We start from the raw sequence: 11,804 nt of genomic DNA, 5'->3' as shown, positions 1-11,804 counted from the left end.
CGCCGCCCGGAACGACGCGCAGCCTCGTTCGGCCCCGGCCCAGCTGGGCTTTTACGGGTCTGCCGGGCGAGACAAGCAGGGCGCGACGTTGTAGAACCCGCCCCGTCGGTCCCGGGTAGGCCCCTGTTCCGGCCGCCCGAAAACCCGTTTTGAGAGACCCGTTTCGAGACCATGCCCCTGCTCGTCAAAATCTGCGGCCTGTCCACGCGCGAGACGCTCGACGTCGCGCTCGAGGGCGGGGCTGACATGGTGGGGTTCGTGTTTTTTCCGCCCTCGCCACGCCATATCAGCCTGGAGACCGCGCGCGAGCTCGGCAAACAGGCCAAGGGCCGCGCCGTGAAGGTCGCGCTGACCGTCGATGCCGACGACGCGACCATCGAGAACATCATCGAGACGCTGCGGCCGGATATCCTGCAATTGCACGGCAAGGAGACCACGGCGCGGCTGCGCGATCTCAAGCAGAAGTTCGGCCTGCCGCTGATGAAGGCGCTGCCGGTCGAGACCTCAGCCGATCTCGCGCCACTGCCGGGCTATGCCGGCGTCGCCGACCGCATCCTGTTCGATGCGCGCGCGCCGAAGGATGCGACGCGGCCGGGCGGGCTCGGCGCGCCGTTCGATTGGCACGTGTTGGAGAATCTCGATCTCGCGCTGCCCTACATGGTCTCCGGCGGGCTCAACGCCGAGAACGTCGCCGAAGCTGTCCGCGTCACCCACGCCGGCGGGGTCGACGTTTCGTCGGGCGTCGAGCGCACGCCCGGCGTCAAGGATCCCGAGCTGATCCGCGCCTTCATCCGCGCCGCACGCGCAACCCAAGAACTGATGGTTCGATGAATCCAAACCTTCCCAATTCCTTCCGCAGCGGTCCCGACGAGCGCGGGCATTTCGGCATTTTCGGCGGACGCTTCGTCGCGGAAACGCTGATGCCGCTGATCCTCGATCTCGAAAAGGCCTATGCCGACGCCAAGGCCGATCCGGCGTTCCAGGCCGAGATGAACGTCTATTTGAAGGACTATGTCGGCCGGCCCTCGCCGTTGTATTTCGCCGAGCGGCTCACCGAGCATCTCGGCGGCGCCAAGATCTATCTGAAGCGCGAGGAGCTCAACCACACCGGTTCGCACAAGGTCAACAACGTGCTGGGCCAGATCATGGTCGCGCGCCGCATGGGCAAGAAGCGCATCATCGCCGAGACCGGCGCCGGCCAGCATGGTGTGGCGACCGCGACGCTGTGCGCGCGGTTCGGGCTCGAATGCGTGGTCTATATGGGCGCGGTCGACGTCGAGCGGCAGCAGCCGAACGTGATCCGCATGGAGATGCTGGGCGCCAAGGTCGTCCCGGTGCAGTCCGGCGCGCGCACGCTGAAGGACGCGATGAACGACGCGCTGCGCGATTGGGTCACCAACGTGCACAACACCTTCTATTGCATCGGCACGGTGGCGGGCCCGCACCCCTACCCGATGATGGTGCGCGATTTCCAGTCGATCATCGGCCACGAGACCCGCAAGCAGATGCAGGAGGCCGAGGGCCGCCTGCCGGATTCGCTGATCGCCTGCATCGGCGGCGGCTCCAATGCGATGGGCCTGTTCCATCCGTTCCTCGACGATCCCTCGGTCGAGATCTTCGGCGTCGAGGCCGCCGGTCACGGGCTGACGCAGCTACACGCGGCCTCGCTCGCCGGTGGGCGCCCCGGCGTGCTGCACGGCAACCGTACCTATCTGTTGATGGACGCTGACGGCCAGATCGAGGAAGCACATTCGATCTCCGCCGGGCTCGACTATCCCGGCATCGGCCCCGAGCATTCCTGGCTGCATGAGACCGGCCGCGTGAAATATCTCTCGGCGACCGACGAGGAAGCGCTGGCGGCATTCCAACTGCTGTCGCGGCTCGAAGGCATCATCCCGGCGCTGGAATCCGCGCACGCCATTGCGAAACTGTCCGAACTCGCACCGCAGCGGCCCAGGGATCATCTGATGGTGGTCAATCTCTCGGGCCGTGGCGACAAGGACGTGCCGCAGGTCGGCGACATCTTGAAGGCGAGGCAGAAGTGACGGGCTGGGCGCTCCTCCCTTACCTCTCCCCGTCGGGGAGAGGTCGGCTGCGTAGCAGCCGGGTGAGGGGTCTCGCCACTCATTCGAACCGGAGAGATGATTCGATCAGCTCAAGTACGCCTTCGAGATTCTCATACACATCGGTGTTAGAGACCCGAACGACGAGAAAGCCGCAGGCTTCGAGGACCTTGGTCCTGGCCTCGTCGCGTCTCATCTCTGATGATGTTGAATGCGTTACGCCGTCGACTTCGACGATCAGCTTCCCATCAAGCGTAACGAAATCGACGATGTATCGGTCGATCGGATGCTGGCGACGGAATTTCCATCGCGCTAGCCTGCGATTGCGCAGCGCCTGCCAAAGCTTTGCCTCGGCGCTTGTCTGTGACGCGCGGAGGCTTCGAGCTCTCGCCTTGAACCGCTCCATCCCCCTCACCCGGCTGCTGCGCAGCCGACCTCTCCCCGGAGGGGAGAGGTATAGCACAGCGACTGTCCAATCATGACCACCCGTATCGACGCACGTTTCGGCGAGCTGAAGCAGCAGGGCCGCTCCGCTTTCGTTACCTTCGTGATGGCCGGCGACCCCGACCCGAAAACCTCGCTCGACATCCTCAAGGCGCTGCCGAAAGCCGGCGCCGACGTCATCGAGATCGGCATGCCGTTCACCGACCCGATGGCCGACGGCCCGTCGATCCAGGCGGCCGGTCTGCGCGCGCTCAAGGGCGGCATGACGTTGCGCAAGACGCTGACGATGGTCCGCGACTTCCGCAAGGAGGACAACGCCACGCCGATCGTGCTGATGGGCTACTACAATCCGATCTACATCTACGGCGTCGACAGCTTCCTGGCCGATGCCAAGACCGCCGGCGTCGACGGCCTGATCATCGTCGACCTGCCGCCGGAGGAAGACACCGAGCTCTGCATCCCCGCGATCAAGGCCGGCCTGAACTTCATCCGGCTGGCGACGCCGACCACCGACGACAAGCGCCTGCCGGCGGTGCTCGCGAATACCTCGGGCTTTGTCTACTACGTCGCGGTCACCGGAATCACCGGCAGCGCCGCAGCCGATTCGAAGGTCGTCGGAGCGGCCGTGGCGCGCATCAAGCGGCACACTGCCCTGCCGGTCTGTGTCGGCTTCGGCATCCGAACTCCGGAAGCGGCGCGTGCGATCGCCGAGAACGCCGATGGCTCCGTGGTCGGCACTGCGCTGGTCGATGCCCTGAAGGGCAGCCTCGATGCCGAAGGCCGCGCGACGCCGAAGACCGTGAGCGCGGTGGCGGACCTGGTGTCCGCACTCGCGCAGGGGGTCCGGGGCGCCAAGCAGGCCGCTGAATAAGCCACATTTTGCGGCAACAAGGCCGCTAATGGCGGCTTGCCGGGTTCGCCCGGCCCGCCATATATCCAGCTGGTGCGGAACCGATCCGCATTTCGGAGCGAACCATGAATTGGCTCACCAACGTCGTCCGGCCGAAGATCCGTAACATCCTGCGGCGCGAGACGCCGGAGAATCTCTGGATCAAATGCCCGGATTCCGGGCAGCTCGTGTTCTACAAAGACGTCGAGGCCAACCAGTTCGTGATCCCCGGCTCGAACTACCACATGCGCATGGGCGCGGTGGCGCGGCTGAAGTCGATCTTCGACAACGAAACCTGGTTCGACGTCGCGCTGCCCGAGGTGACGGCCGATCCGCTGAAATTCCGCGACGAGCGCAAATATGTCGACCGCATCAAGGATGCCCGCACCAAGACCGGGCTGAACGATGCGATCAAGGTCGGCTACGGCAAGCTCGAGGGCGCCGGCGTCGTGGTCGCGGTGCAGGATTTCGATTTCATGGGCGGCTCGCTCGGCATGGCCGCCGGTGAGGCGATGGTGCGCGGGCTCGAGCTCGCGGTCGAGAAGAAGTCGCCCTTCATCGTGTTCGCCGCATCGGGCGGCGCGCGGATGCAGGAAGGCATCCTGTCGCTGATGCAGATGCCGCGCACCACGGTCGGCGTGCAGATGCTGCGCGAGGCCAAGCAACCGTACATCGTCGTGCTGACCAATCCGACCACCGGCGGCGTCACCGCGTCCTATGCGATGCTCGGCGACATCCAGATCGCCGAGCCCGGCGCTCTGATCGGCTTTGCCGGCGCGCGCGTGATCGAGCAGACCATTCGCGAGAAGCTGCCGGAAGGTTTCCAGCGCGCCGAATATCTGCGCGAGCACGGCATGGTCGATATGGTCGTGCACCGCCACGAGATGAAGGCGACGCTGGCGCGGCTGTGCCGCCTGCTGACCAAGGCGCCGGCGCTCGAAACCGCATCGAAGCCCACGGCCGCGGTCACCGAGCCGGCCCAGATCGTCACGGCACCTGAGACGGTGCCGGCCGCGCCGCACGCGTGACCGCAAGCGCGGCCCCATCGCAACCCTCGTTCGAGGCGTTGATCGCGCGGCTATCGGCGCTGCATCCCAAGCGCATCGATCTCAGCCTCGATCGCATGCGCGGCCTGATGGAGCGGCTCGATCATCCCGAGCGCAAGCTGCCGCCGGTGATCCATGTCGCCGGCACCAACGGCAAGGGCTCGACCGTTGCCTACCTGCGCGCGATTCTCGAAGCATCAGGCCTGCGGGTGCACGTCTTCACCTCGCCTTACCTGGTGCGGATCAACGAATGCTACCGGCTGGGCGCCACAGGCGGCGGCAAGCTCGTCGGTGACGACGAGCTGCGCGCGACATTCGAGGATTGCGAGCGCATCAACGCCGGCAATCCCATCACCATCTTCGAGATGGAAACCGCTGTTGCGTTTTGCCTGTTCGCAAAACATCCGGCCGATGTCGCGCTGCTTGAGGTCGGCCTCGGCGGCCGGCTGGATTCGACCAACGTGGTCGAGACGCCGCTGGCCGCGGTGATCACGCCGGTCAGCATGGATCACATGGAATTCCTCGGCGACAATCTGACGGCGATCGCCGGCGAGAAGGCTGCGATCATCAAGCGCAAGGTGCCGGTGGTCTGCGCCGAGCAGGCCCCGGATGCGATGGCCGTGATCGAGGCGGAGGCGAACCGCATGCGTGCGCCGCTGCATGCGGCCGGCCAGCAATGGCATGTCGGCGTGGAGCGCGGCCGGTTGGTCTATCAGGACGAGCGCGGCTTGATGGATCTCGCCGCGCCGAAGTTGTTCGGCCGGCACCAGTTCGACAATGCGGGCCTTGCGATCGCGACGTTGCGTGCGATCGACACCTTCAAGCTCAGTATCGCTGCCTATGAGGCCGGCATCGTCAACGCCGAATGGCCGGCGCGGATGCAGCGGCTGGTCTCGGGCAGCCTCGTCTGTCAGGGGCCGCAGGGCTCCGAGGTCTGGCTCGATGGCGGCCACAACGCCGAAGGCGGCCGCGTTGCGGCCGCGGCGCTCGGCGATCTCGAGGAGCGTGTGTCACGGCCGCTGGTCGTGATCGCAGGCATGATGGCCAACAAGGATGCCAACTCATTCCTTGCCAATTTCGCCGGCTTGACGCGCCACATCATTGCGGTACCGGTGCCCGGCCGCGACAACGGCATGGCGCCGGACAAACTCGCCGATGCCGCGCGCGCGCTCGGCATGCGGGTCGAGATCGCAAGCGGCGTCGACGCCGCGTTGCAACGGCTTGCCACCTTGGCCTACGAGGTGCCGCCGCGCATCCTGATCACCGGCTCGCTGTACCTCGCCGGCCCCGTGCTTGCGGCCAACGGCACGCCTCCTGCATGATCAATCCGGTGTCGCGGACGCGGTGCAGCGCAGCGATGCTCCGCAGAGCCGGGACCCACCTCGACGCAATGGCCCCGGCTCAGCAGCGCACCACTGCGTGCTGTGCTGAGTCCGGGACAGGCAACGGAGACGACTGACATCATGCGTTTCGCTGCGATCGCCGACATTCACGGCAACCATCTCGCGCTCGAAGCTGTCTTGTCGGACATTCGTGCGCGGGGCATTTCCGACATCGTCGATCTCGGCGACATGGTGAGCGGGCCGCTCGACGCCCGGCCGACGATCGACACGCTGATGGAGCTCGATACGGTCCACCTGCTCGGCAATCACGACCGCTATCTGATCGACCGTCCGCACGAGAAAATGGGCTCCTGGGAGCGGCTGGCCTATACCCAGCTCGAGCCGCGGCATCTCGACTGGCTGCGCACGCTGCCGGCCAATGCGGTCTATCGCGAGGAGGTTTTCCTCTGTCACGCGACGCCGCAGGACGATGAAACCTACTGGCTCGACACCGTGCTGCCGGGCGGCGAGGTTCTGATGTCTTCGCTGGAATCGATCGAGGCGAGGGCAGCCGGCGTAGCGCAATCGCTGATCCTCTGTGCACACACGCACACCGCGCGGGCGGTGCGGCTTCACGACGGAAGGCTGATCGTCAATCCCGGCAGCGTCGGCTCGCCCGGCTATCGCGCCGGCAAGCCGCATCCGCATGTCGTGGAAGCCGGTTCGCCCGATGCGCGCTACGCGATCCTCGAACGGGCTGGTGATGCGTGGGACGTCACCTTCCGCCACATCCCGTACGACTACGAAGCGATGGCGGCGCTGGCGCGGCGCAATGGCCAGGCCGAGCTCGCCTCGGCGCTGGCGACCGGATGGATCAGGTAAAACAAAACGGCCGGTTTGCGCCGGCCGTCCGTAAATCAGCTAATTCGAAACGGATCAGACCGCAGCTGTGATCCACTGCTGCAGCTTGGCCTTCGGAGCGGCGCCGACCTGACGGGACGCCATCTCGCCGCCCTTGAAGATCATCAGGGTCGGGATCGACATCACGCCATACTTCGATGCGGTCTTCGGGCTCTCGTCGACGTTGAGCTTCACGATCTTGACCTTGTCGCCCATCGCGCCGGAAATCTCATCGAGAGCGGGCGCAATCATGCGGCAGGGGCCACACCATTCGGCCCAGAAGTCGACGACCACCGGCCCGGTCGCCTTGAGCACTTCGGCTTCGAAATCGGCGTCAGAAACCTTGCCAACGGCCATGTCAGTACCTCGTTCGGTTGGGACAAAGGGCGCGGTTGAGAATCGCGCCCGGGAGCATGGGGCAAACGTATGAACGCCCCCTTGCCGGGTCAAGCTCGCTCACGCTGACATGAACTTATGCCAGCCCGGCGTCCAGCGCGGAGGCGGAAATCTCCATCATTTCAGGGGTTTCGGTCCAGAGCAGGGCGGCGTGGATGATCCTTTGGGGATAAAGCTTTGCCAGCACCGCGCGGTACAGCGCGAGCTGCCGGACATAACCCTTGGGGGCCTCGGCCGCGGTTGTCGGCGGGGCATGGTTGGTCTTGAAATCGACGATCAGGACCTCGTTCGGCGTGACCACCAGCCGGTCGATCTGGCCCGAGACGAGCGCCTTCGGCCGGCCCGGCAGCGCCAGCCGGCCCACGATCGAAACCTCGGCACGGCTGCCGGGGGCAAACACCGGCGCGAATCGCAGATCGACGGTCAGGGCGACCACTTGCCGGGCCAGCGCCGCGCGCTCTTCCTCGCTCCAGCCATCGGCGTTGCGCGCAAGATAGCCGAGCGCCGCGCCGAGCCGTCGTTCCACCGCGACATCGGGCAGCGATTGCAGCAGGCGATGCACCAGCGTGCCGCGTTGCAGGGCGCGGGCGCGCAACAGCACCGATTCGCCGGTCCGGATCGGATGGCTGTCGCCGTCAGCCGGATCGGACGGGCGCAGCACGCCCGCGGCGACGGCTTCGGGCGCGGCCGCAGTCCGCAGCCAGGACGGCAGCGCGACCGGCGCCTCGGCCGTTGATGCGGTCGCGCCGGTGAGATCAACGACGTCGTCCGGCCGCGAATAGCGCATCACCTTGCCGGCCGGCGTCTCAATCTCCTCGAGCTTCAACCCGGCATTGGCGAGCCCCTTGGTGATCAGATCGTACCAGGAGGATTTGCGCACCGTGTTCATGTTGCCGGGCATGCAGCCGCCGACGATCAGCCGGTCGGCCGCGCGCGTCATCGCGACATAGAGCAGGCGGCGATATTCGTCCTCGGTGTCGCCGAGCATCGCCCTGCGCGCGTCGGCCACGCCGGGGGGATCCTCCGCCTTCTTGCCGGCCCACACCACGACGCCCGGCGCGTTCGGCGCGGCATTGCCCTGCGGCAGATGGATCAGCCGCAGCCGCTGCGTGTCCGACGGCGAGGTCGTGGTGTCGACCAGGAACACCACCGATGCCTCGAGGCCCTTGGCGCCGTGCACGGTCATCACGCGCACCTCGTCGCGCGAAATCTCCATGTCGCGCTTGACCTCGGTGTCGGCGGCGCGCAGCCAGGCGACAAAGCCCTGCAGCGAAGCCGGCGCCTTGCGCTCATAGCTCAGCGCCAGTTCGAGGAATTCGTCGAGCGCGTCGTTGGCCTCGTGGCCCAGCCGGCGCAGGATGCGCGCCCGCCCGCCGTCGCCGCCGAGTAGCCAGGCGTAGAACGCGAACGGCGTCTCCTCGGTGAAGCGGCGCTCGCACTGTTCGAGGCGGCGCAGCGCGGCCGCGAATCGCTCTTCGGTCGGCGCCTGCGCGGTCAGTGCCTCGCGCAGCGAGCCGCGGCGCTGATACGCCAGCTTGAACAGATCGTCGTCGTCGAGGCCGAACAGCGGGCTCTTCAGCGCCACCGCGAGCGCGAGGTCGTCCTGCGGCAGCAGCAGTGCATCGGCGAGGTTCATCAGGTCGATGATCGCGATGTGCTCGGTCAGCTTCAGCCGGTCGGCGCCGGCGACCGGGATGTTGGCGTGCTTCAGCGCCTGGATGACGGCGTCGAAGGCGTTGCCGCGCCGTCGCACCAGGATCAGCATGTCGCCGTAGCGCAGCGGCCGTCGTCCGCCTTCGCTGCCGGTCATGGTGCCGCTGGTGACGAGGCGCTTGATCTCGGCTTGGATGCGCCGCGCCAACTTTACCTCGGGACTCGTCACCGAGACGCCGTCGAACGGTGCGCGCCAGCCCTCGATGTCCTGGCGATCGTCGGCAACCGCGAGATCCCAGAGCTCGATCAGGCTGGGACCGGCATCGGCCATCGCATTGTGGATCGGGTAGCCGTTCTCGACCGCATGGATGCTGCGGAAGATCTCCTGCTCGCGGAAGACATGGTCGACCGAATGCAGGATCACCGGTCCCGAGCGGAACGAATAGGTGAACGACACCGGGTCGAATTTCAGCCCGGCTTCCTCGAACCGCCGCTTCAGCTCGCGCCGGCGCAGGTCGAATTCGCGCGGTGCGGCGCCCTGGAACGAGAAGATCGACTGCTTCTCGTCGCCGACCGCGAACACCGTGCGCACCAGGCCGTCGCGCGCGCCGGCGCCGGAGGTGAACTCCGAGATGATGTGCGCGACAATGTCCCATTGCCGCGGGCTGGTGTCCTGCGCCTCGTCGATCAGCACGTGGTCGACGCCGCGGTCGAGCTTGTAATGCACCCAGCCCGATGAAACGCGATCGAGCATCGCCAGCGTCTTGTCGATCAGGTCGTCATAGTCGAGCAGGCCGCGTTCCAGCTTCTCGCGCCGGTAATGCGCGGCCGCCGCGGTCGCGATGTGGATCAGCGCCTCGGTGCGGTCGCGCGCGACCACGGCGCGGCGGCGTTCGATCAGCGGCAGGATGCGTCGGGTCTCGGCCTCGAACAGCCGGCCCACTGCCGGATTGTTGTCGCAGAACTTCTTCGTCACCACGGATTTGCGAAGCGTGCGGTCGGCATCGGTCAGGAATACGGCAAGATACGCGTCGACCTGCGCAGCGTCGGTGAACACCAGCGCCTCGCGCAGCCGTGCCGCCTGGTCCTGGTCGGATTTGCTGCCGGTATCGAGCGTCGCCGCGATCTCTTTCCACCGGGCACGCTTGAGATAGGGCCCGTCGACGATCTCGCGCTCGACATCCTCAATACGAATATCGGCGGAAACGCCGAGCGCGGCGGACAGCTGCGCGGCGGCGGCCGTGGCGTTGCCGGCGGCATCGGTCCAGGCCATGAAATGGTCGCGGCTGAGGCAGGCTTCGCGCACCACCTCCTTGAAGGTGACGTCGGCCGCATTTGCCATCGCGGTCCGCAGCGCGCGGCCGATGGGACTGTCGGGAATCCGCGACGCCTCCAGGAACACCGCGAGATTGGCGCGTTCCATCATCTCGTTCTGGTCGCGGTCGTCGAGCACGGCGAAGCGCGCCGGCACGTTGGCCTCGAACGGAAACTGCTGCAGCAGGCGGGTGCACAGCGCGTGGATGGTCTGCACCTTCAACCCGCCGGGCGTCTCCAGCGCGCAGGCGAACAGTTTTCGCGCTTCCCTGCGGAGCTTCGAATCCGGATGAGTGATGCCGGCCTCGCGGATCGCTGCGTTGAGTGCATCGTCGTCGAGCGTTACCCAGTGGCCCAGCGTCGTGAACACACGCTCGGCCATGTTCGCCGCGGCGGCCTTGGTGAAGGTGATGCAGAGGATCTTTTCCGGCGGCACGCCCGACAGCAAAAGGCGGATGACGCGCTGGACCAGCACGTGGGTCTTGCCCGAGCCGGCATTGGCCGACACGAAGGTCGACGCCTTCGGATCGGACGCGCGCGCCTGCGCATCGCGCACCGCCGGCGGGATGGGACGCGCTGCCTTCACCATTCCTCGATCCCCAGGCCGCCGGCCGCGGACCATTCCTTGATGCGCGCGAGGTCGTCATAGGCGCCGTAGCGGTTCGCCCACATCGAGAGGTTCAGCGAGGTGTAGGCCTGCTGCTCGTCGTCGAAGGCGCGGATCAGGGCCTCCAGCTTGCGCCGCGCGCTGTCGGCGGCCTCATCGGGCGGCTGCGGCGTGTCGCTGGTCTTGATCTTCAGCTCCAGCGAACGCTGCTCGCCCGGCGGGTTGTTGCCGCTCAGCCGGACATAGACGAGGTCGCCGACCGAGGAGTCCGCCGGGATCTCGGCAAAACCGCCCTCGCGCAGGATCGCGGCTTCCAGCGTCAGCTGCGGCGACAGCCCCATGCGCACCTGCTTGCCGGTCGGCGGCTGGCCGGTCTTGTAGTCGAGGATCGCAAAGCTGCCGTCATCGCGCCGCTCGATGCGGTCGGCGCGCGCGGAGAGGGTGAAGGTCCTGGCATCGTCGAGGGGAATGCCGATTTCGCCGCGGATCTCGGCCTTGATTGCGGCGATACTGCCGCGCCGTGCCTGTTCCCATTCGGCGAACCACGCCGCGATGCGCTGGAAGCGCGGCCACCACAGCGCACGCGCCTCGGGCCGCTCCATCAGGGGCGCGAAATGCTTGGCCCCGATGTCGCGCAGCGCGCTCTTGATGTCGTCGGGCAGCGCGTCGGCGTAAGTTTGCGTGAACTCGCCGAGCGATTCGTGGATTGCCGAGCCGCGATCGGCGGCCGACAACGGCATGTCGACGGGATCGAGCGGATCGAGCTTTAGGATGTACCGAGCATAGATCGTGTAGGGATCGCGCAGCCAGTCCTCGATCGCGGTCACCGACATTTTCAGCGGCCGCGCCTCGCGCGGTGGCCGCGGCTCCGGCTGCGGGATCGGCTCGACCTTGGCGGGCCGGTCGAGCTCGGCGGCATATTGCACGTAGGTTTCGCCGGCCGAGGTCGCGGCCTTCCAGCGCGCTTCGCCCGCAACCGCTTCGAGCCGATGCAGGAAGCGCGAGGCGACCGCCGGCGCACCGCCGACCTTGGCGGCATGGGTGAGGATCACCTCGTCATGGCCGAGCAGCTGCGCGAAGTCGTGCGCGGAGAGGCCGATGCGCCGTTCGGGAAGATCGAGCCCGAGCTCGTGCCGCATCGGCCGGCTCAGCCACGGATCGATCCGCGGC

At 66.8% G+C, this 11,804-nt stretch carries 10 protein-coding genes; 6 read left to right on the top strand and 4 right to left on the bottom strand.

Going from position 1 to position 11,804, the window contains the following annotated elements:
- Positions 1 to 171 precede the first annotated feature (171 nt).
- Together H8A92_RS37215 and trpB are read left to right on the top strand one after the other, a co-directional pair.
- A complete protein-coding gene (locus H8A92_RS37215) occupies positions 172 to 831 on the top strand; it encodes a phosphoribosylanthranilate isomerase (protein WP_229200236.1) in 660 nt (219 codons plus the stop codon).
- Positions 828 to 2,045, top strand: a complete 1,218-nt coding sequence (trpB, locus tag H8A92_RS37210; RefSeq protein ID WP_229200235.1) for a tryptophan synthase subunit beta — start codon at positions 828 to 830, stop codon at positions 2,043 to 2,045. The genes H8A92_RS37215 and trpB overlap by 4 nt, the downstream gene beginning before the upstream one ends.
- Positions 2,046 to 2,124: 79 nt before the next feature.
- Here trpB and H8A92_RS37205 read toward each other — a convergent pair whose 3' ends face one another.
- The gene (locus H8A92_RS37205; RefSeq protein ID WP_229200234.1) at positions 2,125 to 2,469 is read right to left on the bottom strand and encodes an endonuclease domain-containing protein; all 345 of its coding nucleotides are present in this window, start codon (positions 2,467 to 2,469) and stop codon (positions 2,125 to 2,127) included.
- Between the two features lie 72 nt (positions 2,470 to 2,541).
- Between H8A92_RS37205 and trpA the strand changes: the two genes are divergently transcribed.
- From trpA to H8A92_RS37185, 4 genes are all read left to right on the top strand, one after another.
- Entirely contained in the window at positions 2,542 to 3,378 is an 837-nt protein-coding gene (trpA, locus tag H8A92_RS37200; protein WP_229200233.1) for a tryptophan synthase subunit alpha, read from the top strand.
- A gap of 104 nt (positions 3,379 to 3,482) precedes the next feature.
- Complete coding sequence (gene accD / locus H8A92_RS37195; protein WP_229200232.1) at positions 3,483 to 4,424, top strand: acetyl-CoA carboxylase, carboxyltransferase subunit beta; 942 nt, start codon at positions 3,483 to 3,485, stop codon at positions 4,422 to 4,424.
- A gap of 95 nt (positions 4,425 to 4,519) precedes the next feature.
- Positions 4,520 to 5,764, top strand: a complete 1,245-nt coding sequence (locus H8A92_RS37190) for a bifunctional folylpolyglutamate synthase/dihydrofolate synthase (protein ID WP_420831425.1) — start codon at positions 4,520 to 4,522, stop codon at positions 5,762 to 5,764.
- 141 nt (positions 5,765 to 5,905) lie between these two features.
- The gene (locus tag H8A92_RS37185) at positions 5,906 to 6,646 is read left to right on the top strand and encodes a metallophosphoesterase family protein (RefSeq protein WP_229200230.1); all 741 of its coding nucleotides are present in this window, start codon (positions 5,906 to 5,908) and stop codon (positions 6,644 to 6,646) included.
- Between the two features lie 54 nt (positions 6,647 to 6,700).
- Here H8A92_RS37185 and trxA read toward each other — a convergent pair whose 3' ends face one another.
- From trxA to addB, 3 genes are all read right to left on the bottom strand, one after another.
- Complete coding sequence (trxA, locus tag H8A92_RS37180) at positions 6,701 to 7,021, bottom strand: thioredoxin (protein WP_016847387.1); 321 nt, start codon at positions 7,019 to 7,021, stop codon at positions 6,701 to 6,703.
- A 115-nt stretch (positions 7,022 to 7,136) separates the two neighbouring features.
- Positions 7,137 to 10,616, bottom strand: a complete 3,480-nt coding sequence (gene addA, locus H8A92_RS37175) for a double-strand break repair helicase AddA (RefSeq protein WP_229200229.1) — start codon at positions 10,614 to 10,616, stop codon at positions 7,137 to 7,139.
- Positions 10,610 to 11,804 (bottom strand): double-strand break repair protein AddB (gene addB / locus H8A92_RS37170; RefSeq protein WP_229200228.1); only part of this gene is annotated, 1,195 nt, incomplete at its 5' end. The genes addA and addB, both read right to left, overlap by 7 nt.

It is taken from the genome of Bradyrhizobium acaciae, from assembly GCF_020889785.1.
Taxonomy (GTDB): Bacteria; Pseudomonadota; Alphaproteobacteria; order Rhizobiales; family Xanthobacteraceae; genus Bradyrhizobium; species Bradyrhizobium acaciae.
Note: the sequence above shows the minus strand (reverse complement) of the source record. Positions and strands in the feature narration are given on the sequence as shown.

What these genes read in the sequence shown, in the direction of transcription:
- H8A92_RS37215 (WP_229200236.1), top strand. Translation starts at nt 172, where the DNA reads ATGCCCCTGCTCGTCAAAATCTGCGGCCTGTCCACGCGCGAGACGCTC.
- trpB (WP_229200235.1), top strand. Translation starts at nt 828, where the DNA reads ATGAATCCAAACCTTCCCAATTCCTTCCGCAGCGGTCCCGACGAGCGC.
- H8A92_RS37205 (WP_229200234.1), bottom strand. Translation starts at nt 2,469, where the DNA reads ATGGAGCGGTTCAAGGCGAGAGCTCGAAGCCTCCGCGCGTCACAGACA.
- trpA (WP_229200233.1), top strand. Translation starts at nt 2,542, where the DNA reads ATGACCACCCGTATCGACGCACGTTTCGGCGAGCTGAAGCAGCAGGGC.
- accD (WP_229200232.1), top strand. Translation starts at nt 3,483, where the DNA reads ATGAATTGGCTCACCAACGTCGTCCGGCCGAAGATCCGTAACATCCTG.
- H8A92_RS37190 (WP_420831425.1), top strand. Translation starts at nt 4,520, where the DNA reads ATGCGCGGCCTGATGGAGCGGCTCGATCATCCCGAGCGCAAGCTGCCG.
- H8A92_RS37185 (WP_229200230.1), top strand. Translation starts at nt 5,906, where the DNA reads ATGCGTTTCGCTGCGATCGCCGACATTCACGGCAACCATCTCGCGCTC.
- trxA (WP_016847387.1), bottom strand. Translation starts at nt 7,021, where the DNA reads ATGGCCGTTGGCAAGGTTTCTGACGCCGATTTCGAAGCCGAAGTGCTC.
- addA (WP_229200229.1), bottom strand. Translation starts at nt 10,616, where the DNA reads ATGGTGAAGGCAGCGCGTCCCATCCCGCCGGCGGTGCGCGATGCGCAG.